Consider the following 24,213-nt stretch of genomic DNA (forward strand, 5'->3'; position numbering starts at 1 on the left):
ATTCACACTCTTGAGGAGTTACATAATGAAGAAGATCGTTTCTATTAGCGTTACGGCGCTTTGCTTAGCCCTTTTAAGCAACGTTGCTTTGGCTGCTTTACCAGGTATGTATGCAGGTGCTGGTATTGGTCTTAGCAAACAATTAACTTCTACTGACTTTATTTTTAACAGTAGCCCAGTTGGAACAACTTTAGAACAATCTCGTCAAAATGGCGGATTAGGCGGTCGTGTATTTGCTGGTTTTAATTTTAACGAATATTTTGGCTTAGAAGGCTCTTATGCTCGTTTTAATGATTCCGAGTACAAATCAACTATCACCTCCCCTGTTAGCACCTACGTTGCAAACCTTGACTATACAATGAACACTTACAATTTAGTGGGTAAAGCTTATTTACCTTTAGGCGAAACCCGTAATTTTAATTTGTATGCTTTAGGTGGTGTTGCTTACGTTAATAGTCAAAGCGATCTTAAAGAAACGATTAATAACGTAACGATTTCTAAAGATTCTGTTACCAACAACAAGTTCCGTCCAGTTTATGGTTTAGGTGCAAGCTATGACATCCCAGCTAGCAACGTTACAACCAACTTAGAATTTTCTCACACGCAAGGCTTGGGTAATGTTAACACTAGCTCCACAGCAATTCCTGACGCAAACATGTTAACTTTCAACGTAGCTTACAACTTTGGTTAAATCTAAGTCGTAAGACTTTTGTTATGCTTTCCCCACACCTGTAACGGTGTGGGTTTTTTTTGGCTGATTTATTAACGCGCTTAAGGTTATCCAGCTGCAGCCTCATTCTGCCTTCTCCTATTTCCTGGTATCATAGTTACATCTCAAACCAGGATGTTTTCATGCTTAAGATCTTACGCCAGGGATTTATACTTTTATTATTAATCGTCACGGCCGCCTGCCAGCGTGAGGCAGAAAATTCTTATCAAGGTTACGTTGAGGGTCGATATACTTATATCGCAACGAGCGTCCCAGGACGTCTACTTGAATTAGCAGTCGCCCGCGGAACGCAAGTAAAGCGCGGTCAACTATTATTTAAGCTAGAAAGCGAACCAGAAAGTGATGCTTACCTTGCGGCAGGGGAGAGTTTACAAGAAAATTTGGCCGCTCTTAACGCCATAAAAGCGAATCTTGAATATGCTAAAATTACTTACGAACGTTACAAAGTATTAGTTCCCCAAGGTGCGATTCAACAAGCTCAACTCGACAATGCTAAATCAATTTACAATGCTAATCTTGCCCAAGTCGATCAAGCTAAGGCAAGTGTTGCATCGGCTCGCGCCAACCTTGCCCAAGCAAAATGGCGACTGGAACAAAAACAATTAATTTCTCCCGTAGATGCAATTGTGTTTGACACCTTTTATCGAGTAGGTGAATACACTGAAGAAAATAAAGCAATCCTCTCGTTGCTTGCACCAGCTGATATTAAAGTGGTCTTTTATGTTCCCGAACCCTTGCTAGGAAAATTGCAATTAAATAATCCCATTCATGTCAGTTGTGATGGTTGCAAAAATGTGCGAGCAGGTAGAATTAGTTTCATTTCGCCCGTAGCCGAATTCACGCCACCTGTCATTTATAGCATTGAAACCAATGTGAAATTAATTTACCGAATTGAAGCCGCTTTCTCACCTCAAGATGCTTACCAATTGCATCCGGGTCAGCCAGTCTATGTGAGCCTAGGTTCTGGGAATAAAAAGTAAGGTAGCAGTTGATGGACGAAGAATATGTGGTAGAAGTTCACAACTTATCAAAAAGTTTTGGTGGTAAACCTGCTGTGGTAAATCTTTCATTGAATGTTAAGAAAGGTGAAATTTTTGGTTTTTTAGGTCCAAATGGCAGTGGAAAAACCACAACAATTAGAATGCTATGTGGCTTAATGATTCCTGATTCTGGTACAGGAGAATGTTTAGGTTACGACATCTATAAAGATTCACATATGATCAAACGGTTAGTTGGTTATGTGCCGCAAACTTTTAGTTTATATAAAGACTTGACCGTTAGAGAAAATCTAGAATTTATTACGCGCGTATACGAAGAGAAAAATTATAAATTTCGTATTGAAGAAATGATGAAGGATTTAGATTTAAAACAATTTGAAAATAGGTTGGCTGGGAAATTATCGGGTGGTTGGAAACAACGACTTTCACTGGCAGCGGCACTTATTCATGATCCCAAACTTTTATTATTAGATGAACCAACCGCAGGCGTTGATCCGAAAGCACGCCGGGAATTTTGGAATTACATTTCACATTTAACGGCAAGTGGAATTACAGCCTTAGTTAGTACCCATTACATGGATGAAGCAGAGCGATGCAATCGACTGGCTTATATTGTGTATGGTCATTTGATGGCTGAAGGTACCATTCCGCAAATTATTGAGCATGTTAATTTAATAACCTGGTCTGCGACGGGAAAACATTTAGGTCAACTCGCTCGAGATATTGCGCATGAGCCAGGTATCGAACAAGTTATTGCCTGGGGAAATGAACTGCGAATATGTGGTAACGATGCACCATTAATTGATGCGGCTATAGCGCGTCATCACAACTTTGAATGGCGACGCGTTGATACGAGCTTAGAAGAAGTATTTATTCACTTGGTCGAAACCCAAGTTGATGAAAGGCAGACTTAATGCATAATAAAATTTCTTTATTTCGTTTAAACGGGATGATTAGTAAAGAGTTTACGCAGTTCAAACGTGATCACACCACATTTGCGATGATTATTTTAGTCCCTATTCTCCAACTTATTTTATTTGGTCTTGCAATTAATACGAATCCTAAACATCTTCCTTCAGCGCTTGTAAATTTTGATTCCGGACCGTTTGGGCGAACCTTAATTCACGAATTAGAAAACACACAATATTTTAAATTCGATCATTTTCCCAATTCAAATGTTGCAGCTGAAAAATTGATGGCAACCCATCAAGTTTTGTTTACCCTAACAATCCCGCCTGACTTTTCACGCAAAGTTATTCGGGGAGAAAATCCAAGTGCATTACTCGAAGTTGATGGGACAGATCCTGTTTCTGTTGCCTACGCAGTTTCAGCTTCTAACAATTTGATGAGTACAGTATTTCAATACGATTTATTGGGTCCTTTGAAATATCTAGCGCCCACACGTGGTGCAGGGCAACTCATCGTCCATACAAAATATAATCCGAGTGTTATCACGCAATATAATATTATCCCCGGTTTATTAGGCACCGTTTTAACGATGACTTTTGTCATGGTTGCGTCAATGGCTCTAACGCGTGAACGTGAACAAGGAACAATGGAAAGTTTGTTAACAACGCCTGTTTTACCCGTAGAAGTTATTATTGGTAAGGCCGTCCCTTTTATTTTAGTTGGTTATCTGCAAGTCGTTATTGTCCTTTTATTAAGTGTATATTGTTTTGAAGTTCCCCTGCTTGGCAGCGCTACACTTTTATTAGTGCTGACTTTCCCTTTTATTCTTTCTAACTTATTAGTTGGGATGATGATTTCCACCGTTTCAAAAACTCAACTCGAAGCGAGTCAAATTAGTACCTTTTTCTTTTTGCCTTCGATGCTGTTGTCAGGTTTTGCTTTCCCATTTAAAGGCATGCCACTGTGGGCTCAATGGATTGGTAATGTTTTGCCCCTCACCCATTTCATTAATATCATCCGCGGTATTATGTTGAAAGGACTTGGTTTCGCTGAGCTGTGGATTGACCTTTGGCCACTCCTTCTTTTTATGGCTGTTATGTTTCTCTTCGCTCTCAAACGCTACCGGCAGACCTTAGACTAATTGGATTGGGTCTCTCTCGTCACAAGCTATTAAAGTCGTAATCAATAACATTATCATTCAACAAGTTAGGAAAAAAAATCCCACTCATTTTGCTTCAGAGGATGAAGATGATATACTTTTGCGACAAAACGGAACGTGTAATACGCACCTCATGGACGATTCTTTGAACTTTTTCGAGGTGTTATCCCCATGAGAAAAATGGCTATCGTTCTAAGTTTAGTTGTAAGTGGTCTTTTATCGACGAACGTCAGTGCTAGTGCAAGTGGTTATTTCAGTAAACAACATCCTTTAGCCACCCAACAAAAATTGCAAGCAGCCTTATTCGCCCCAACTGACATTGTGATTAATAATGCCACCTATAATACGATGTACGTAAGTGTGCCTGCAGGTAATTTTACTGATGCAGTTTATCCGCATGCAAATGATCACATCATGAATGGCAATGGTGCTTTCTTTACCCGTTTAGTTTTGCAAGATCCAAACTTTAATGTTTTTTATGATGCAACTTTTTGTCCTCGCGCAGCAATAACTGTTTATGGTTTTTCCCCTGCGGAAATTGTGGTTGATACAAAATCTTGTTAACAATTAAGGAAAATAGTAAATGAAAAAAACAATTAAAATATTTTCTGTACTCTTAGCGGCAGGCTTGGTTGCTGGGTGTGTTGAAGATCAATTTCACTCAAATGGTTACTATAGCAGTGGTAGTGCACCGCAAAGTTATTACAGTGATGCAACATCTGGCTACAATCAAAATTATCACTCTTCTAAAGGCCACCGTAAAAATAATGGCTATTATAGCAAGGGTACGGTTCAATCCCGCCTTCAAGGACCACCGCCTGTAGATAATGGCTATCATTCGACAGGACAAAATGTTCCTAATGGTGGTTACTCAAGCACTAACGCTACGCAAGCACAAAGCGGGTATGGAAGCAGTTCAAGCAATGCCACATCATCTCAGTCTGCCGACGATGATGTTAATCAACCACCCGTTAATTCAGGCAATGGTTATTACTCACATAGTTAAGGGTGAAAGCATTTAAGCTAACGTGTTGGGTTTGGCAAGCTAAACCCAACACTGTGGTATTAAGCAAGGGCCGGTTGTTTCGTTTTGATAGTCACAATGGTTTTAACGGATGCGGAAATAAAACAATTATCATGTGCTTTTTGTAAAAGCGCACTCATCACTTCTGGCGGAAGCTCTCGCTTATTTTGAAAAGTAATTTTTGGTTGAAGGATGACTTCGGTGATAGCCATTTTGTTACTCTCATTCTTCGCAAGGATGCCAACCGCATCATCGACATAATGATCAACTGTCATTCCTTCCGCAGCTGCCCAGTAAAGAAACGTTAACATAAAGCAACTGGAGATGGATGCAACAAACATTTCTTCAGGATTAGGTAGGTCGCTGCGTCCTAAAAACTCAGGCGCACTGCATGCTTCAATTGAAAATCCACTTCCGAAGTAGATTTTATGAGTACGATCGAAAGATTTAGCATTGAAAGGAGTCGCTGCACTTCGTCTCCATTGTACGCGAGCAGAATATTCCATAAAAATTCCTTTTTCATGATAGAAATAAAATTAGACATCCTAGGCACTGTACTATAGGGAAGATAGGGTAGCTAGATCAATCTGGCGGTGATTTTCGAAAGCCTTTCACAACTTTTTTGCTTTCGATTTCAATAATTTCACCACTAAAATTACCAAATTTACCTTGGGTTTTGGTGAGCATCCAACTATAAAGCGTTTCGACATCATTGCCTTCTTCCTCAGCAACTGCTTCATCGTCAAAGTAAATTTTGGCTATATATTTCATAAATACTCGTTAAAAATAAATTTAAGTCATAATTTATCTTACGCCAATCATCAAAGCAAAAGATTATCATGTGAAATGAAAAGCTTAAGGTCTTTTACTCTCTTCCATTTGCGGATGAATGGTTTTTAAAAATTGCCGCAAAATAATCGGGTTGGCTCCCACCACATTGCCTGTTTTGAGATAATCTTCGCTCCCTGATAAATCACTAACGATGCCGCCAGCTTCTTTGATAAGCAAAATACCCGCTGCAATATCCCAAAGATGTAACCCCATTTCCCAAAAGCAATCTAATCGTCCACAAGCTACATAGGCTAAATCCAATGCAGCAGCTCCCAGTCTTCGGACATCGCCACAAGTCGGAAGAATCGCTTGAAGAACCGCTTGAGGAAGCGGATTCTCAGGATCTTTGTGACGGTAGGCAAACCCAGTACCTAACAGACACTCTTCTAACGATTTACGACTACTGACTCGGATACGGCGATCATTGAGTCTCGCGCCTTTCCCACGTGCTGCAGTGAAGAGCTCTTGATGAATAGGATCATAAATGACACCATATTCCAGCTTATTTTTATGCATGACACCTATCGAGATCGCAAAATAGGGGAAGCCATGAACAAAATTACGAGTTCCATCAATGGGATCAATAATCCATTGATAATCATCCCCCACAATTTCAGTGCCTTCCTCACCCAAAATTCCGTGGGAGGGATAAGCTTTTTGGATCGTAGCAATGATGTCTTTTTCGACACGCTTATCAATTTCAGTAACTAAATCATTAGGACTTTTATAACCCACTTGAACGCGATCAAGTCGATTGAAAGCGCGCATGATCGTATTACCACTATGGCGTGCTGCCTCGATGGCAATATTGAGGATAGGATCGTACATAAATGAGGGGTTTCAAATTATTGTTATGGAAGCGCCCATGATAAAACGAATAGAGAGACGATGCTAGTCTTGTTGGATGTCGTCTGCAGGATTTATTCGCCCAGATTGCCTGATATTTCGGGTCTTCAACTTTGGGTCAATTCATGCGACTAGCTGGCTAATTCTCTGCTTCATGCTAAAATAAACATCAAAAATATTTCAAGAAAGATACTATGTTTGATCGCATTCGAATTGTACTCATCAATACTTCCCATCCTGGTAATATTGGGGCTGCAGCCCGGGCAATGAAAACAATGGGATTGAACCGCCTTTATCTCGTTTCACCCCAAGCCTTCCCGCACGAAAAAGCGACTGAAATGGCTTCGGGCGCAGCCGATGTTCTTGATCAAGCAGTTGTTTGTGAAACTTTAGATGAAGCAATTAATGATTGTCATCTTATCGCAGGAACTAGTGCACGTTCTAGACGAATTCCTTGGCCACATCAAACCCCGCGTGAAATGGCTGAACTTTTTAAAACCAACCCATCCGATACGGAAATTGCCATTTTATTTGGTCGAGAACGAACCGGCTTGCTTAATGAAGAACTTGAACGTTGTCACGTTCATGTTGAGATTCCAGCTAACCCTATTTATAGCTCACTCAATATTGCTGCTGCAGTTCAAGTCATGAGCTATGAAATTCGTATGGCGTTACAAGGGGGAGGCGCTGAAACGAATTGGGATTATCGTTTATCTACCTCACATGAACTTGAATTGTTTCTTTCCCACTTACAAACTGTTCTTATTAAAATTGAATTTTTAAAAACAAGCGCCCCCCGCAAACTGATGACTCGCATGCGCCGTCTTTTTTTTCGTGCTCATCCCGATGTCATGGAAATTAATATTTTGCGCGGCATGCTAACCTCTATCGAACATAGTCTCGCGCAGGGAAGCGATCCTCATGGAAAATTGTGAATTAACGATTTTAATGCCATGTCTCAATGAAGCTGAAACGCTCGCGAGATGCATTCATAAAGCTCAACAATTTTTAGTGACCGCAAGAATTGAGGGTGAAATTCTTATCGCGGATAATGGGAGTACGGATGGCTCACAAGCAATTGCCAATACGGCTGGGGCGAGAGTCATTACTGTCCCTCTACGTGGTTACGGTGCTGCGTTAAAACACGGCATACGCGCAGCTCACGGTCGTTATATTATTATGGGGGATGCTGATGACAGTTATAACTTTTCTGCACTTTTTCCTTTCTTAAAAAAATTACGCGAAGGGTATGACCTTGTCATGGGGAATCGTTTTAAAGGGGGCATCAAACAAGGAGCTATGCCTTTTCTTAATCGCTATGTAGGTAATCCAATTTTATCATTCATTGGTCGTTTGTTTTTTAACAGTCAAATCGGTGATTTTCATTGCGGCTTGCGGGGATTTTCACGTGCGCGTTTATTGCAACTTAATTTGCAAGGCAATGGCATGGAATTTGCGAGTGAAATGGTCATTAAAGCTGAGCTTAATCGTTTCAAAATTACAGAAGTTCCTACAGAATTATTTCCAGATGGTCGCAGCCGACCTCCTCACTTGCGACGATTTCGTGATGGTTGGCGCCATTTACGTTTGTTATTATTATTTAGCCCGCGATGGCTCTTTTTTTATCCTGGTTTAGTTTTGATGTGGGTAGGAATAGTGGCAATGGTCGTTTTGCAAACCGGACCCTTAACTATCGGGCGCGTGAGTCTTGATATTCATACGATGCTATTCAGTAGTTTGTTTACGATTATTGGTTTACAAGCAGTTTGCTTTGCAGTGTGTGCCAAATATTTTTTAATTCACCAAGTCTATACAGAGAGTCGTTACCAACGTTTAGTAAAAATCTTTTCCTTGGAACGCGGACTTTTAGTTGGCTTAAGTTGTATGACTATTGGAATTGCTGGTTCCGGTTATGTTTTTTGGTTTTGGCTAAATCATTCATTTGGTCCACTCGCGCCTCAGCAAGTCATGCGTCTTTTAATTCCCTCTTTTACTTTTCTAATTGCAGGATTACAGTTAATTTTCGCAAGCTTTTTTTTAAGCTTATTAAGTTTACGTCTAGATCCACAGCGAAAATTAACCCCAAGTTGATTCAAATATCTTTTAACGAACTTGACATAATAAAACATATTGATGGGTGATAGCTTGTCGGTCGCTCTTAATGCGTGCGCAGGTTTTTGATGAAATTAAACCATACAAACTAGCAATTCGTTTTAATTCTGGCATGTTTTGATCTGACGTTAAAAGAAATACCGGTTCGTCCCCAATTAATTTACTCGCAATTTTTTGATGCGTTCGGGGGTCAAATGCATATTTTTCTAACTGAAAAGGGATGCCAATAAATTGCCAATGGCGGGGGAAAAAAGGAATAAGGTAAGATTGAGGCCGGGGATTCAAATCCATCACGTAAGCAGGATAAGCAGTCAACACAGTCGCATTTTGAATATGATTGACTACGGGAGGAAGTTCAACATTAAAAAAAGTTCCACTAAACCATCTTGCACGTACCATTGATTGCGGTAGCATAAAAAAAATTAAAGAATAAAAAACCATCGTGGTAATAATAAGTTTTTTATAAGGTTTTTGAACATTCCATTCAACCAATAAATAAATAAGTAAAGGGGCTAACATTTCTAAAGGTAAAAGATAGCGTGCAATCGAGAAATAATATTGCCAAACAATATAAGAACTAATAAAGAAAAAAGTAAGCCACCGTTTTTGTAATGAAAGCGTCCCGTGGTTATGTCTATTAAACATCACTTTAAATAAAGTTAAGAGAGTTAGGGCATACAAAATTAAAAAACGAATGTCACGAAAAGGTACATCTGAAATTCTACCATCCCAAGAAAAATAAAAAGGGAAGAATACCGTTTGCACTAAGGTTTGAGGCATAAAGCGTAAATCACGCCAGTTCTGTAAGGCAAATTGATCCGATTGAAAGATGTTGTTGAGAAAAGGGAAAACCGGGTTACTATAAATCTGCCAAAGATGCCACATCCAGTGCCCTGCTGTAGCAAGGATACCTATCACGATACCTAAGCAAACGCTTAATGCCATGCCACTCTTTTTCCTAAAGGGCAGCGGTAAGGTAAGTAAAGCCAATAATCCACCGAGCGCATATAATCCAGCTGTTAGCTTAAGCCCTGCTCCCATGCCTAAGAAAAAACCAGCAAGAATGAGCCATTTTATGGGGGTGTCAGCAGGGGAGGGAGCTGCTAAAGCTTGCAATTGAAGCCATACATAACTTAAAACAAACAAACTGATTAAATGATCATTTTGAAACGAGCCAATGGCAGGTAGTGCAGTTGGACCGTACATCCCCAACACAACAACTATGAAAAGCAATAAAATATTATGACGAACGAAACTTTTACCTATTAAAAATAAAAGCCAGGCATTAATCCCATGTAAAGCTCCCAATAAAAATTGAACGGTAAAAGATTGAAAATGATTTATTAAAAAATAAGATAAAAAATCAAGTGTCGGGTTTAAAAATTGATGTAAAAAAGAAACCGGCCAATAATCTATAGTGTCACGATGATTAAAGAAAGCAAAGGGGCCATAATAATGGTAATTAGCAAGATCCCAACATAGTTCTTTACCAAAAAAACAAGAAAGCAAGCCACATCCTAGCATGCTTGTAAACAACATTGAAAAAGTCGTTAATTTTGCTCCCGCCATATTACGCATCATGATTGGGATTTCCGGGCAATTAGAATGATATTACTAATAAAACCAAAGGTTTTAATAAATTTAAAATCAAAATCAGCAATTCCTAGCTCACGACACATGGTTATGAGGGTTTGGTGGTCAAGCAAATTTAAATTATTTTCATCAGCATAAAAACTTAAACCCAATTTTTTTAAAATTAAGCGATGCTGAGATTTCGGCAACCAATGAAGCAAGGGTAAAAGAGTATGAACTTCGATAGGGTGCCAACGATTAGGGGTTGTAATAAATAAACCACGCTTAGCAACTCGAAAACATTCCGCTAGCATTTTTTGTTGTTGCTTATAATGACCAATATGTTCTATGACTGCAGAAGAAAACACTACATCGATACTGTCATCTTCAAAGGGTAAGGAACGCGCATCGCCCTGGTAGAAAGTTAATCCTGGATAAATTTCTTCAAGGAACGTTCCCGGTTGATTCGATAAAGCAATAATTTTATGTTTATCGGGAAAATATTTTTCAAAATAATTGGATGATAATGCATGCTTATCCGCAGTGATTCCAACATCGAGAACATGGGCTAGGGATGCCGTTGGAAATTCGGTGCTAAACAAATGGTACATAAGCTCGCGCTTTTTTAAAGCTAACCGATCCACAAACCCGCCAGCCTTTTGCTGTGTATAGTTATCTACTGCCATGTTTTTCTTTCCACGCCCGCTGAAGTTGCCATTTTACTTGGATTTTAAAGATTTCTATATTTTTATTTGCCGAGATAGAACCATTACTTTATTCCAAGCTTTAAGTAACTAAGCCGCACTTAGGATGTCGAATGCTAAAACTTTCCTCAAATGATTAATTGCCATTGATCGTGAGAAAATTTCTTAAGTAAATAACGATTTTCAATCGTAGGAATCAATACAAGGCGATAGTCACCTTTGCTATTCGCACGATAATGCCCCTGGCTTAAGTAAGTAGTTTCTCCGTTGGTTAACTGCATGCCATTTAAGTAAACATCTCTGTAACTATCAATTCGATACTTACCAGAAAATTTAATAAAAATGTCTGAGTTTTGCGGAGAAAATTGTGGGGCATATAAATAGATGCTTCCCCAAAAATGTTGATAATTGGCTTGCAAGTAAATTTTTAAATGCGGTGGCAGGGCCATCATACGATAATTATTAATATAAAATTTCACTTGCGATGTCGCAATCGCATCTTTTATAGAATCAACTGTTGCAAGCTGGTCTTGATCCAATGAAGGGAGCATCACAGCCCGAAGTGAGGGGGTTGGTTGATATAAGAAATCAATAGCAGGTCCCATTAAATGCTTCAAACCGTTAATAGGTTGGCTACGAGAAGGTAATAAATCTACACCAGCAATATAATCTGTTTTATCTTTTAATAAGGCTTCTGCAGCGAAGATATGAGCCCGTTGATATTGACCTGTTTGGCGTAACGCTTGCTGCGTAAATATAATTAAAGGATAAATGAATCCAACAAATAATATAGGAATACTTAAAATAAAATATCTTACTTTAATCAAGGCAGTATTTAATATCTTCGATGGTCTAAAAACAAAATAAAGGATTACAGGAAGTGAGAGCAGCAAGAAATAAAATAGAGGGATTTTAAAAAATATGAGGAGGACAATCATTAATAAGTTGCTGAGGAGTAACGTACTAGTCACCCATGTTTTTTGGGTCAAAAAGAAGAGGTTTTTTTGTTGTTCCGCAACCACAGCGAAAAGCCAATCAAAAAAAGCAGCATATGAGATAAAGAAAACAGGAAATGCAACTTGCATGTAGTAAGGGAAGATTTGATTGTAGGGGATAAGGCAAACTAAAATGCTAAACATCATGCTAATAGCAATGAATCGGTAGCGGTAAGCTGAATCCATTTTAAATGTTACGAATAAGCTAATTAAAGTTACCGGTAAGAGTAAAAATAAAATTGGATTAAAATAAATAATGTGGCTCCAAAAGAGATAGCGTGCCCCTGCGTACCAGGCAAGATGATACATAGCAGATGCTTCAAAGAAGACACTTTGTACGACGGTATTAAAATCCGCAAGCCAACACCATATTATTAAGTAAGATAAAATAACAAAGGCTGTACCGATGTTAAATTTAAAGATAGCATTAAATGAAAAAGCCGAACGATGATGCAAAAATAAGAAGAGCAATGTGATATTCCCAGCGAATAAATACCAAATCACTTTCTGAGTAATCGTAAAACCAATACCAATTAACACGCCAGAAAGTAAATAACGTTGCTCAAAGAGTAACATCACGGCAAAAAAACAAAACCAAAATCCAAATAGATCAACCCGAATATTAGTCGCGTAATTTAAAAAAAGTTCCGAACTCATGAGCAAACCAAGGCTTAGTAAAACAGCAATACTTTTAAAAAAGCGCATTAACCATAACGCGCCAAAAAATAAAACTATTGTATTAATCATCGCCAAACCATGCTTGATAAGCATTAAGGTTGCAAAGGTAGGCTCAGCTGATAAACTCATTAAATTTAATAAATAATAACCCAAAACTGTTTTGTAGGGCGCGAAGTCACGATAGGGTAACCCGAATTTAAACTGTACTTGCGCATGCGCAAACCAAAATTCATCAGGGGATAGGCGAGCGTATTCGTTAAAGAAAAAAGCAAAAAAACAATAAAAACAACATAATGTAAATAATATAAGTATCGAACGATTTTCGAGTGATCGACCCCGGCACGCTGCAAATTGATTAAGTAAATTCATCAATGCCATGATGAGTACAGGGACATTTTTATTTTAATCATAAGTAATAAAATTTCATTAGAATGTGAATACTTTAAATCTTATCCCAGACCTCATAGGGTGGAAAGTGTTTTGGTATAAATTCTTAACTGAGCTGAAAGTGGTTGACGTTGATCTGAATATAGGTGTAATTAAAAAATAGCTGTTTAATTTAGAGGAGAGGAAGAATGACAAATCAAAACTCTCAACCTGTACAAAATGAGAAAAAAAATTCATCATCCACCAAATCACTTTTGTCTGCAATTATAGCCGCTGAGTCTGATCAAGCATTGCATCCTTTAGATACGATGACAAAACGCATAGAAAATGCTCATAGCCCGATAAGAAATTATAAGCAATTTAAGAATGTTATATTTCCTGCGAGCCTCACTAAACAATCTAGCGAGATGGTTAGTAAGCCAACATTTTTTAAAGGTTTGCAGTCACTCAGTAAAGGATTTGGGCTTGCTGCTTTGAATAAAGGCTTAACACGAACTTATCGTTTTTATATTCAAGATCAATTACAAGCAACAATTCAAGAAAAAGGTGATCCAATTCTCAAAAAAAAATTAAATCATAAGAAACGTCAATCATTGTATGGCAGTGCAGCGGGGATTGTGGAAGGTGTAACTGAATCAATTATTTTTAATCCGCTCGATCGATTAAAAACACTGGTGCAAGCAAGTCCCACGCCCCAATCTTTGCCCCACGGTGGCTGGTATAACGGCGTGGGTGCCAGTGCCTTACGCAATGCCTATTGCGCAGGTACAGTATTCGGAATTTATAATTATTTCTTAGGTCATGCTAAAGATAAGCATCATCCTACTCCCAAAGAAACAGCAGCAGCTGCGACGGGTGCTGCTCTCATCAATACTACCCTTAGCCATCCTCTTGATGTGATCAAAACGCGACTTCAAGTTGAACTTACACAAGGTGAAAAAGTGGGGATGGTCGCAATGGCAGAAAAAATGCTTAAGGAAGAAGGACCTACCGCATTTACACGCGGTATCGTCCCTAAAATAATCCAAGCCCCGATAAAATCAGGACTACCTCTTGCAACTTATGGTATCTTAACGCAAGCACAACGTTTAAAAAGTGCGTTAGTAAAAGAAAAAGAAATTACATCACCTAGCTTAAGAAAATGAAAATAATCTATTTAGATTTTGCTGCAACGACACCCGTTGATGCGCGTGTGCTCGAAAAGATGTCCGCGTGCATGACAATCGATGGTATTTTTGCTAATCCTGCTTCTCAACATGCCTATGGGAACATAGCGCGTGAGTATGTGGAATGGGCTCGCGTTCAAGTTGCCGATTATCTGCACGCCACACCCGAAGAAATTATTTGGACATCGGGAGCAACAGAATCCAATAACCTCGCTTTGAAAGGCGCTGCATGGCTTTCACAAAAAAGAGGAAAGCATCTGATTACCATGAAAACGGAACATAAATCCGTTCTTGATTCTTGTCAGCATTTAGAAAAGGAAGGGTTTGCAGTCACTTATTTGCAACCGGACGAAAGAGGCGTGTTAGTTATAGAAGAATTAATAAAAGCTTTACGTCCGGATACCATTTTAGTTTCCATTATGCATGTTAATAATGAAACAGGTGTTGTCCAACCTATTGCTGAAATAGCTGATATTCTTCACAAACGTGGCATTCTTTTTCATGTAGATGCAGCGCAAAGCATTGGTAAAATTCCATTAAATCTCGATCAATTACTTATTCCCCTCGTTTCATTGTCTGCGCACAAAGTCTATGGCCCAAAAGGAATTGGTGCACTATACGTACGAAAAAAGCCTCGTACGCGCGTTATGCCACTGATTCATGGCGGTGGTCATGAACAAGGGATGCGATCAGGAACATTGCCTACGCATCAAATTGTTGGTATGGGCGAGGCTTATGCAATTGCAGCTGTTGAACAAGAAGTTGAATCCAAACGTATTACTCACCTCAGACAACAATTGTTATCTCAATTGGAACCTTTGAATCATCTTATTACTAAAAATACGCCTGTGGGACAAGCGGTCCCCCACATTATTAGTCTCCGCATTAAAAACACTATCGCTAAGATGATGCTTGAGCAGTTGCCAGAACTTGCTCTTTCTACCGCCTCAGCTTGTCAGGGTAAAGGTTCTGACGGCTCCTATGTACTTCGAGCAATGGGATTAACTGATGCTGAAATTCAAAGTGCTATACGTATTTCACTAGGCCGTTTCACTGTGGAAGATGATATTACTCGCGCAACCCATGCGTTTAAAAAGTATCTTTTGCCCACTTAGCAAGACCCGGACGCTATTATTCATTGTTATTCATAAATTTCATCAACTTAATCTCAGTAACCCCCTTTCCTGCTAATCAGGTTTATAATTAATTTAATTAGGTTTGGCTTAGGAGAGCAACAGGATTATGGCGGTAAAAAAATTAAAAAACTTTTTAGATAATCATCAAGTTAAATACATCACAATGTCCCATTCTCCGGCCATTACCGCGCAAGAAATTGCAGCCGCTGCGCATGTTTCTGGTAAGCAATTAGCTAAAACGGTTATTTTAAAAGTCGATGGTCATTTAGCTATGGTTGTACTTTCTGCACATGAGCAAATTAATTTTTCAACGCTTCAGAGCATGACAGGATCAAACCATGTTGATCTTGCAACCGAATCTGACTTTAAAGATAAATTTTTAGGGTGTGAAGTTGGCGCGATGCCGCCTTTTGGTAATTTGTATGATATGCCAGTTTTTGTTTCTGTTAAGCTTGCCAAGCAAGATCATATTTTATTTAACGCAGGTACGCATTCCGAATTGATTCAAATAACGTTCAGTGATTTTGAGCGACTTGTTAAACCAAAAGTATTGGCGATATAAAAGAATGAATGCAAATGAATTGATTGCAATATTACAAACCGCCCTCAGTGGAGACGATTCTTCTTTGTTGACACTGCGAAATTTATGTCATGAAAAAAAATTATCTGCAGCTGATCTTGAAACAATGCACCATTTTCTAAGTGTACATGGACAACAAAAACATCGTGCTATTTATTTGCGCGGTTTGCTCTACGAATTGGGCTGTGGTGTAGGCCAAGATTATGCCATGGCTTTTTTGCTTATGCGAGAAGCGGCAGCAAAAGGCAATGCGCAAGCTATGTTTGAAGTAGGACGATTACACATGCAAGGATTAGGTGTTACTCAAAATTATCCAAATGCATTGCAGTGGTTAAGTCTTGCAGCAGGAAGTCCCTACTATGTTGTCGATGCCATGTTTGCTTTAGGCGAAGTTTACGAACAAGGGTTAGGAATACAAATAGATTTACAACAAGCTTTAATTTGGTATGCGCAAGCTGCAGATAAAGGTCATAGAGCAGCAAAAGAAAAATTATCGAATTTGCAGGCTCAATAACTTTAATTAACAGGTTTTAATCCTTCGGCATGGATCATGAGCACTGCCTTGTTCCACCTGCAGGGTCGCATGGTTAATTCTAAATTCAGTATGCAAGTGGTGATTGATTTCTTTAAAATCTGCATCACTCAATTGATGTTGCGGCATGACTAAATGAGCAGTTAAGGCAACTTCTTTAGTACTTAACCCCCAAATATGTAAATCATGAATTGCTTTGACCCCTTCTATTTTGAGGAGATAAGCTTTGACACCTGCCGAATCAATGTAGTGGGGAACAGCATCTAAAATCAAATGAACAGAATCGCGTAATAAACTCCAAGTACCCCATAACACAATAGCAACAATGGCAAGTCCCACGAGGGGATCAATCCAGAGCCAGCCTGTGAATTTAATTACAAGGGCAGAAATTACCACACCTACGAGTAGCAGCATGTCTGCAAATAAGTGCCAAAAAGCGCCTTTAATATTTAAGTCATCTTTGGCGCCCCGCATAAAGAGTAGGGAGCTACCACCATTAATGAGGATGCCAATCAGGCCCACTATCATGACGACATTAGTATCCACCGCGGTAAGATTAAATAGTTTGAAGATGGCTTCATAAGCGATGAGAGCGGAAGTTGTAACAAGAATGACGGCATTGGCGAGGGCGGCAATAATAGTTGTTCGCTTAAAGCCGTAGCTATAACGTTTACGCGCGGGGAGCGAGAGTAACCAATTTGCAATCCACGCGAGCACTAGGCCCAACACGTCTCCTAAATTGTGTGCAGCGTCAGCTAGTAAGCTCATGGATTGAAACGTCAGGGCATAAATAGTTTCGAAGATCACGTAGCCTAAAGTAACCGTAATCGAAATGGCGAACGCTAAATTAAACGAGCGTGGCGCATGCGAATGATTATGATGTGTGCCCATGTTTTTTACCGGATAAAATGCCAGCCTATTGTAACGTTTTGTTAAAAAATGCTCAACTCATCAATTTTAGTCTAATCACGACGCAGTTTATCTGTCGAGGCTAAGGGCGTTGGATAGCGCATGACAGTCCAGTAGCAAGATACAATAAAAGTAATAATAACAGCAGCTTCCGCCATATAAGCGGTCGTTGGCGGTATCGTTTTAGTGGCCAGGGCGAGGTAAATCACGAGCAGGGAAAATTCGCTTAATTGACCCAAACGTACACCAATTTCCCAACTTACCCGTTTAATTTCGCCTGATCGGTAGAGGAGCCATTTAAATACAAAAGGTTTAAGGAGTAGCATGCAAATGGCTAAGGTACAGGCAGGAAAAATGACGGCCGGGAGATAATCAAAATTAAAGCCCGCACCGACGGTGAAGAAAAAGATGACCAGGAAGAAATCTCGTAACGGTTTCAAGTTTTCGGCAATGTAGAAAGCAATCGGGTTGGACGCTAAAGCAACGCCCGCGATGAAAGCGCCGATTTCTTCAGAGAGACCAAAAAAATGACTCAATTGTGCCATGCACAAACACCAGCCAATCGAGAGGATAAATATATACTCGTGAATTTTGTCAAACCGTTCGAGAAGGCGCGAAAGAATATATCGCTGAAAAATATAAGCAATAAGTAATAAAATAGGAAAGGCACTAAGTATTGAAATTAAATGCCATGCGCTACTCCGTTCCCCTGAAATTTCAAGAAATAATAAAACGGCAATGGCAATAATATCTTGCAGTAGCAAAATACTTATAACCAGTTCACCTGTATGTTGATGATGTAAAATAGTGGTGGGTAAAAGTTTAATACCAATGATCGTACTCGAAAACATAGAGATGATGCCGATAAGAATCGCTTCTCCCAGCGAGTAACCAAATAAATAAGTGATGCACGCTCCGCTTGCAAAAAAAATGCTAGCGCTAACGGCTGTAATTAAACTCATTTTACGTAAGGAGTGAAATAAATTTTGAGGTTGTAAATGCAGTCCCAATAAGAAGAGAAGAAAGATAATGCCCACATCTCCTGCTTGTTGAACGACTGCAGAATTATTAACGAGCTTTAATCCCCAGGGGCCTAAAATAGCACCTAATACGATATAAGCCACGAGTAGAGACTGGCGAGTAAAGAGTGCTATGGTCGATAAGATCGCAGTGCCAGTGAAGACAAGGAAAATAACATAAGTGATTGGATTTGCTTCAGGCATTAATCATCCTCTAACAAAGAAACTAAGCGGGCATTACCGCCCACGGCTGTTGTATTGACTGAAAGTGTACGTTCAACGCATAGTCGAGGTAAATAGTGCGGACCGCCAGCTTTTGGACCCGTTCCTGAAAGTCTCTCCCCCCCAAAGGGTTGGCTTCCCACAACCGCGCCAATCATGTTGCGATTAACATATCGATTGCCCACGGGAAGTTTAGATATGATCTTTTTAACGGTACGATCAATCCGACTCTGAACACCTAAGGTAAGACCGTAACCCGTGCTTATGATATCATTCATTACCTGATCAAGGGAGTGGGACGGGAAGCGAATAATGTGTAATATGGGACCAAAAACTTCTTCGGTTAAAAGGTGAATGCTAGGAATTTCGAAGGCGCAAGGTGCAAAGAAATAACCTTTCTCAGCATCTTTCGGCAAAGCAGCTTTAGCGATTAATAAACCTTCTCTATTCATACGCAAGACATGTTCATTCAATTTATTGCGGGCTTGTTCGTCAATGACAGGGCCGACATCAGTTTGTATTAAAGCAGGATTACCTACCTTTAATTCACGCAAATAGCCTTGCAGCAAGTCAATGAAACGCGGGGCAATGTCTTCTTGTATAAATAAAACTCGCAAGGCAGAGCAGCGTTGACCCGCGCTATTAAAAGCTGAAGCAACAACATCGAGAAGTGCTTGTTCGGGTAAGGCCGAAGAATCAATAATCATGGAATTTTGGCCCCCGGTTTCTGCAACAAAGGTTGCAATGGGCCCTTCGCGGTTCGCAAGGTTGCGTTCAATACTTTTTGCAGTCGCTGTAGAGCCGGTAAATAAAATGCCGGCAATACGTTCATCTTGGCTCAAGAGCGGTCCAATCTCGCGACCAGGTCCAATTAGCAATTGCAATACATCAGTGGGTACGCCGCTTTGATGTAGGATTTGCACAGCGCGATAAGCAATTAAAGGAGTTTGTTCAGCAGGTTTTGCAATCACTGTATTGCCGACCACGAGTGCTGCAACAATTTGACCGGTAAAAATGGCTAAAGGAAAATTCCAAGGGCTAATGCAGGCAAAGACGCCGCGTGGATGTAAGCTCAATTCATTTTGTTCGCCAGTGATACTGGGCAAAATGATTGGTGTTAGGTCAAGACGCGCCCGATAAGCATAATAACGACAATACTCGATCGTTTCTCGAATTTCAGCAATCGCATCGGGTAAACATTTACCCCCTTCTTGAATTAATAGCGCAATCAAACTTGGCATTTCTTCTTGAAATAAATCGGCTGCTTTTTCAAAAATAGCGGCACGCGTATCGGCACTTAACGTTGACCAATGGTTGCAAGCTTCCGTGGCAGCAACGAGTGCCAACTCCACACTTTTTGCTTCAAGCGGAACAATCCGTGCAATGTTTTGATCGGTATTGTACGGCGCAACTTTTTGAATGGCGTGCTGCAGGCCGAATGATTGTTGATAGACTAATGAGGTTGCATTATTTTCTTGGATGATACGTTGTTGTAAATATTGATCAAGCATCGTCGTAGTGTGCGAATTGGATAAATCAATGCCGGTGGAATTTTCCCACGCGCGATAAATATTTTTCGGTAAAGGAATTTTTGGGTGGGGTGCATACTGATGTTCTTCAATGTATTGCATGGGATTTTTAATTAATTGATCAAGGGGTGTTTCATGATCGGCTAAGCGATTTAGAAAAGAAGTATTCGCACCATTTTCTAATAAACGTCGAACTAAATAACCGAGTAACTCACGATGTGTGCCTACGGGTGCATAAAGCCGACAGGGAACATCAAATTCCGGTGCTTCTAGCAATTGATCATAAATGGCTGCAGCCATGCCATACAAGCCTTGAAATTCAAAATTTGTATTTTCTCCTGCCATTGTTTTGATGGCTGCAATCGTATAAACATTATGCGTACCAAACTGACTATAAATTTCACTCTGCATCGCTAACATTTTTTTTGCACACGCAAGATAAGAAACATCCGTGGCACTTTTACGCGTAAACACAGGATAATTTTCTAAACCAAGGGCTTGCGTTTGTTTGATTTCAGCATCCCAATAAGCACCTTTTACCAAGCGTACAATCATTCTTTTTTCTTGTGATTTTGCTAAAGCTTGCAACCAATCAATCACAAAAAAAGCGCGCTTTTGATAGGCTTGCACTGCTAAGCCTAACCCCGACCAATCACGAATTGAAGGATCAGAAAAAACAATTTCAAAAAGATCGAGCGATAAATCAAGCCGATCTGCTTCTTCTGCATCAATAATTAAAGATACATGATACTGCTTTGCTTTATGAATTAATGCCATGAGGATAGGGGGTAATTCTTGTAAAAGTCTTTCATGTTGGGTGTATTCGTAGCGCGGATGTAATGCTGATAACTTAACAGAAATACCGGGGTTGTCTAAAAGGTTCGTACTTTTTGCATGTTTTCCTAGCGTTTCAATCGCATGTAAGTAAGCATTAAAATATTGTTCCGCATCCACTGCGGTTCGCGCTGCTTCGCCCAGCATATCAAAAGAAAATAAATATCCTTTTTTTTGTAAAGGTTGGGCATTATCCCAGGCTTTTTCGATCGTTTGCCCAATCACAAATTGTGTGCCGATTATCTTCATCATTTTCATGACAATGGGACGCAAAATTGTCATGCTGAAGCGGCCGCCTAAGTTTTTTAAAGTCGCACTTAAATTTTTTTCTGGCGCATCTGCGCCATAGATTTGACCCGTTATAAATAATGACCAGGTTGCAGCATTCATAAATAAGGGGTTATCGCGCTTAATATGTTGTTTCCAATCAAGTGCGCTCAGCTTATCGCTAATTAATTGATCAATAGTGGATTGATCGGGAATGCGTAATAAGGCTTCTGCTAAGCACATGAGGGCAATGCCTTCTTCCGAAGAAAGGTTGTAGTGATCGAGCAGGGCCTCTATTTTCCCCTGCTTTTTCTTAAAAGCGCGACTCTCACCCGCGAGTTGCATAGCATGCGATTCAATCTCAAAGAGTGAGGACTCTGGAAGTCGAAGCGTCTGGACTAAATTTTTTAAGCAATCTGCTTCATCCATTCGATAAGCAGTTGTGATATTATCGCGCAAAGAAACGAGTGTGGGGTTAACAGAAAAGATTGGCATACTATACTCAACGAAAGAATTTTAGGTACACTGTACTGTGAAATTTAAATGGTTTTCAATCGAAAAATTTTAAGTAAGGCAGTTAGACCTTGCGATTTTTCTCAATCAAAACATAAAAATAATGAATCAGCCAAGATCTCCATATTCTCGACGTTTTCGCGGGTTAATGCCAGTTGTTATTGACGTAGAAACGGCAGGTTTAAATCCACAAACTGATGCATTGCTTGAGGTCGCAGCGGTAATAGTTGGTTTGGGTGAGAATGGCAAGTTAACGCCTGAAGAAACCCATGCCTTCCATATTGAACCTTTTGCTGGTGCTAATATTGAGCCAGAAGCTTTAGCAATAACCGGGATTGACCCTTATGGTCCTTTACGCTATGCCATTCCCGAAGCCCAAGCTTTACATCGTCTTTTCACTTTTATTAAAGAGAAATTACAGCAAGTTGGCTGCTATCGAGCAGTGTTGGTAGGACATAATGCTTGGTTTGATTTGAATTTTATCCTATCTGCTATTCGTCGAAGTCAAATTGTGGATAGTCCTTTTCATACTTTCACAACTTTTGATACGGCCTCACTTTCTGCATTAGCATTGGGAGAAACAGTGCTTGCTCGGGCAACCCGACGTGCAAAAATTCCTTTTGATATGCAGCAAGCTCACTCCGCTATATATGATGCACAACGCACAGCAGAATTGTTTTGCTTTATTGCTAATCGATTTGGAATAAATCCGAAGTAGTCTTTTTAAAGTTAGGATACTGCAAATTATTCCCTGACGCTCAATTGCACTAAGAATACTTGCGCGCAGAGGAAATTCAAGACAAAAAAAAGCCCGCTTTTGCGGGCTTTTTTCCCGCATGCGCGGGCATTTACATTCAATCTTAAGCAAACTTAACAGCAGCGCGTAAAGAAACGAGATTCGAAACTTTACCGGAACCACCATGGGCAACGTTGTAAGCTGTGTCATGATCCCACTCGATTGCAAAGTTAGTATTTTTCCATGCATCGATGTTATAGGAACCCAACCAGCGATGCTTCGGCATGTTTAAGCCAGCAGCTTCGCGAGAGGTTTGGTAACCAATCGTGATGTTTTGGGTTTTATCCCAGCAAGAGAAACCATAACCGGCTTGGAGACCAGCGGACCAAGGTCTTGCACCATCTGCATCAGCAATCGGAGCACCCGTTCCCGCAACAATGTCAGCGATACCATTGGATGGTAAATCGTTAACGTTGAAGCGTTGTAAGGCTGTGGTGTAACGCGCACCAATATAGAAAGGACCCGTATTGAAATCTGCATAAGCTGCAGCACCCGATTTACGAGAAGTATAACCACCGGTTGTACCTAACGCAGCATTGTTTTGATTGAATTGATTGACGTTGTAAGCAATGTCATTCACACCCATCAAGTTATAAAGCCAAGCAGCGCCAACGCTTAAACCGTATTGTTCGGTTGGCATATCAAAGCCGAGCGAAACACCATAGTTCGTCGTATTGCTGGATTGGCCAACTTTAGAAATTGGATCATCAAATATAAATACCGATCCATTAAATCCACTTGCAATAAAGCCTAATTTAGCAGAAGTTGCTAAAGTTTTTGACATGACTTGGGTCAAGCTTTCAGTAATCGGATGAATTTCATACCGGCTGAAATCTTGGAATTGTTTACCAGCTTGGAAGTAAACGGGGGAAACTTCGAAATTGCCAACGGTTAAGAAAGCTTGTTCGATTTGTAGAGCGTTTGAAGAACCCGTTAGCACATTATTGCTGTAAGCAGCATCATATTCAGCATAATGTGTAGTCGTGTTAGATAAAATTGGGTCATTAATCGTAGCTGTATTGTAGCTGATGCTAGCAAAAGCACGCGCCCAATCGTTTATGTTAGCAGTTACATTCAAGTAAACGTCATTGAGAGATAAACGTTTGTAGTTTTCACCCATCAAATTGGTATTACGATTGCCCCATTTTCCTAAATCAACATTCATACCGCCGCTGACGGAAATGCGATTGAACCAACCCGGTGTACATGGATTTGGAATGGCGCGACCCACATTTTGGGTTGCAGCATCAAGAACCAATGAAGATTCACTAATAGTGCAAATCATTTCAACAGGTGCAGGTTGTACTGGCAAGCTAACGACTTCTTTGTATTCGTCCTGTACTGTAGTTTGCTTAACGATTTTATGATGTGGTTTTTTATGATAAACCTTGGTTTGAGTTGTTGAATACTTGCTTGCCTTTGTATTCATATCATTCGAATCAGTTGCTGCAAACACCGGACAGCTAACCAATCCAAGTAAGCTCATTGACGCAACAACGAGTTTTAAGTTCATAGTTATAGATCTCCTTGAAATGTTTAATCCGGACGAGTTCTAAAATCAACCTGATGTTAATATTATTGATGCAATATTCACCCTAACGACTGATGAAGCTGCTTATTTTTAGTTACTTGCCGGCAATTAATTTGCTCTAATCGAAAAAAGAAAACAAAACTAACAAGTTTATTTGTTGTTTTGATTCGAATTTCCGAGGTGCGTTTATAACAGAGATAGAGGGTTTTTAAAAGTTTTTTGCAAGAATGGAAT

The 24,213-nt window shown here is 39.8% G+C and carries 23 protein-coding genes; 13 read left to right on the forward strand and 10 right to left on the reverse strand.

The genetic code is table 11. The annotated features are described in order from the left end of the window. The first annotated feature begins 25 nt into the window (after window positions 1–25). The 6 genes from H0W64_03780 to H0W64_03805 all read left to right on the forward strand — a co-directional run bounded on the left by H0W64_03780 (window position 26) and on the right by H0W64_03805 (window position 4,802). Window positions 26–691 carry an outer membrane beta-barrel protein gene (locus H0W64_03780; GenBank protein MBA3660823.1) on the forward strand — a complete coding sequence of 222 codons (666 nt, stop codon included), beginning with the start codon at window positions 26–28 and terminating at the stop codon, window positions 689–691. Between the two features lie 161 nt (window positions 692–852). Beyond that, entirely contained in the window at window positions 853–1,710 is an 858-nt protein-coding gene (locus tag H0W64_03785; GenBank protein ID MBA3660824.1) for an efflux RND transporter periplasmic adaptor subunit, read from the forward strand. Window positions 1,711–1,721: 11 nt separating this feature from the next. Further along, window positions 1,722–2,642: an ABC transporter ATP-binding protein gene (locus H0W64_03790; GenBank protein MBA3660825.1), complete on the forward strand. Its 921-nt coding sequence runs from the start codon at window positions 1,722–1,724 to the stop codon at window positions 2,640–2,642. Next, on the forward strand, window positions 2,642–3,778 hold the full coding sequence (locus H0W64_03795; protein MBA3660826.1) for an ABC transporter permease: 1,137 nt from the start codon (window positions 2,642–2,644) through the stop codon (window positions 3,776–3,778). Before H0W64_03790 ends, H0W64_03795 begins: the two co-directional genes overlap by 1 nt. A 189-nt stretch (window positions 3,779–3,967) precedes the next feature. Continuing rightward, the gene (locus H0W64_03800) at window positions 3,968–4,360 is read left to right on the forward strand and encodes a hypothetical protein (protein MBA3660827.1); all 393 of its coding nucleotides are present in this window, start codon (window positions 3,968–3,970) and stop codon (window positions 4,358–4,360) included. A gap of 19 nt (window positions 4,361–4,379) precedes the next feature. Next, the gene (locus H0W64_03805; protein ID MBA3660828.1) at window positions 4,380–4,802 is read left to right on the forward strand and encodes a hypothetical protein; all 423 of its coding nucleotides are present in this window, start codon (window positions 4,380–4,382) and stop codon (window positions 4,800–4,802) included. Between the two features lie 59 nt (window positions 4,803–4,861). Here H0W64_03805 and H0W64_03810 read toward each other — a convergent pair whose 3' ends face one another. From H0W64_03810 to H0W64_03820, 3 genes are all read right to left on the reverse strand, one after another. After that, on the reverse strand, window positions 4,862–5,326 hold the full coding sequence (locus tag H0W64_03810) for an OsmC family protein (protein MBA3660829.1): 465 nt from the start codon (window positions 5,324–5,326) through the stop codon (window positions 4,862–4,864). Window positions 5,327–5,402: 76 nt separating this feature from the next. Beyond that, window positions 5,403–5,591: a hypothetical protein gene (locus H0W64_03815; GenBank protein ID MBA3660830.1), complete on the reverse strand. Its 189-nt coding sequence runs from the start codon at window positions 5,589–5,591 to the stop codon at window positions 5,403–5,405. Window positions 5,592–5,675: 84 nt separating this feature from the next. Next, window positions 5,676–6,479: an inositol monophosphatase gene (locus tag H0W64_03820; GenBank protein MBA3660831.1), complete on the reverse strand. Its 804-nt coding sequence runs from the start codon at window positions 6,477–6,479 to the stop codon at window positions 5,676–5,678. A 212-nt stretch (window positions 6,480–6,691) separates the two neighbouring features. On the opposite strand from H0W64_03820, the gene H0W64_03825 reads away from it, so the two are divergent. Together H0W64_03825 and H0W64_03830 are read left to right on the forward strand one after the other, a co-directional pair. After that, entirely contained in the window at window positions 6,692–7,432 is a 741-nt protein-coding gene (locus H0W64_03825; GenBank protein ID MBA3660832.1) for an RNA methyltransferase, read from the forward strand. Then, window positions 7,419–8,588: a glycosyltransferase family 2 protein gene (locus tag H0W64_03830; GenBank protein MBA3660833.1), complete on the forward strand. Its 1,170-nt coding sequence runs from the start codon at window positions 7,419–7,421 to the stop codon at window positions 8,586–8,588. Before H0W64_03825 ends, H0W64_03830 begins: the two co-directional genes overlap by 14 nt. Before the next feature lie 12 nt (window positions 8,589–8,600). Here the strand turns inward: H0W64_03830 and H0W64_03835 are convergent, their stop codons facing one another. The 3 genes from H0W64_03835 to H0W64_03845 all read right to left on the reverse strand — a co-directional run bounded on the left by H0W64_03835 (window position 8,601) and on the right by H0W64_03845 (window position 12,927). Next, window positions 8,601–10,190: a hypothetical protein gene (locus H0W64_03835; protein MBA3660834.1), complete on the reverse strand. Its 1,590-nt coding sequence runs from the start codon at window positions 10,188–10,190 to the stop codon at window positions 8,601–8,603. Beyond that, a complete protein-coding gene (locus H0W64_03840) occupies window positions 10,187–10,867 on the reverse strand; it encodes a methyltransferase domain-containing protein (GenBank protein MBA3660835.1) in 681 nt (226 codons plus the stop codon). Before H0W64_03840 ends, H0W64_03835 begins: the two co-directional genes overlap by 4 nt. Window positions 10,868–11,013: 146 nt before the next feature. Next, window positions 11,014–12,927, reverse strand: a complete 1,914-nt coding sequence (locus tag H0W64_03845; protein MBA3660836.1) for a hypothetical protein — start codon at window positions 12,925–12,927, stop codon at window positions 11,014–11,016. 206 nt (window positions 12,928–13,133) lie between these two features. Between H0W64_03845 and H0W64_03850 the strand changes: the two genes are divergently transcribed. The 4 genes from H0W64_03850 to H0W64_03865 all read left to right on the forward strand — a co-directional run bounded on the left by H0W64_03850 (window position 13,134) and on the right by H0W64_03865 (window position 16,341). Then, on the forward strand, window positions 13,134–14,090 hold the full coding sequence (locus H0W64_03850; protein ID MBA3660837.1) for a hypothetical protein: 957 nt from the start codon (window positions 13,134–13,136) through the stop codon (window positions 14,088–14,090). Beyond that, window positions 14,087–15,226, forward strand: a complete 1,140-nt coding sequence (locus H0W64_03855; protein ID MBA3660838.1) for an aminotransferase class V-fold PLP-dependent enzyme — start codon at window positions 14,087–14,089, stop codon at window positions 15,224–15,226. The genes H0W64_03850 and H0W64_03855 overlap by 4 nt, the downstream gene beginning before the upstream one ends. 127 nt (window positions 15,227–15,353) lie before the next feature. Next, entirely contained in the window at window positions 15,354–15,809 is a 456-nt protein-coding gene (locus tag H0W64_03860) for a YbaK/EbsC family protein (GenBank protein ID MBA3660839.1), read from the forward strand. Window positions 15,810–15,813: 4 nt separating this feature from the next. After that, a complete protein-coding gene (locus H0W64_03865) occupies window positions 15,814–16,341 on the forward strand; it encodes a sel1 repeat family protein (GenBank protein ID MBA3660840.1) in 528 nt (175 codons plus the stop codon). Between the two features lie 6 nt (window positions 16,342–16,347). Here the strand turns inward: H0W64_03865 and H0W64_03870 are convergent, their stop codons facing one another. The 3 genes from H0W64_03870 to putA form a co-directional block, all read right to left on the reverse strand. Next, the gene (locus H0W64_03870; protein MBA3660841.1) at window positions 16,348–17,250 is read right to left on the reverse strand and encodes a cation transporter; all 903 of its coding nucleotides are present in this window, start codon (window positions 17,248–17,250) and stop codon (window positions 16,348–16,350) included. Window positions 17,251–17,321: 71 nt separating this feature from the next. Next, entirely contained in the window at window positions 17,322–18,491 is a 1,170-nt protein-coding gene (locus tag H0W64_03875; GenBank protein MBA3660842.1) for a cation:proton antiporter, read from the reverse strand. Next, on the reverse strand, window positions 18,491–21,634 hold the full coding sequence (gene putA / locus H0W64_03880) for a bifunctional proline dehydrogenase/L-glutamate gamma-semialdehyde dehydrogenase PutA (GenBank protein ID MBA3660843.1): 3,144 nt from the start codon (window positions 21,632–21,634) through the stop codon (window positions 18,491–18,493). The genes H0W64_03875 and putA overlap by 1 nt, the downstream gene beginning before the upstream one ends. A gap of 121 nt (window positions 21,635–21,755) precedes the next feature. Between putA and rnt the strand changes: the two genes are divergently transcribed. Beyond that, complete coding sequence (gene rnt / locus H0W64_03885; protein ID MBA3660844.1) at window positions 21,756–22,370, forward strand: ribonuclease T; 615 nt, start codon at window positions 21,756–21,758, stop codon at window positions 22,368–22,370. 142 nt (window positions 22,371–22,512) lie between these two features. Here the strand turns inward: rnt and H0W64_03890 are convergent, their stop codons facing one another. Further along, a complete protein-coding gene (locus H0W64_03890; GenBank protein ID MBA3660845.1) occupies window positions 22,513–23,961 on the reverse strand; it encodes an LbtU family siderophore porin in 1,449 nt (482 codons plus the stop codon). Window positions 23,962–24,213: the final 252 nt, after the last annotated feature.

The organism is Gammaproteobacteria bacterium (genome assembly GCA_013816845.1).
Classification (GTDB): Bacteria; Pseudomonadota; Gammaproteobacteria; order DSM-16500; family DSM-16500; genus Aquicella.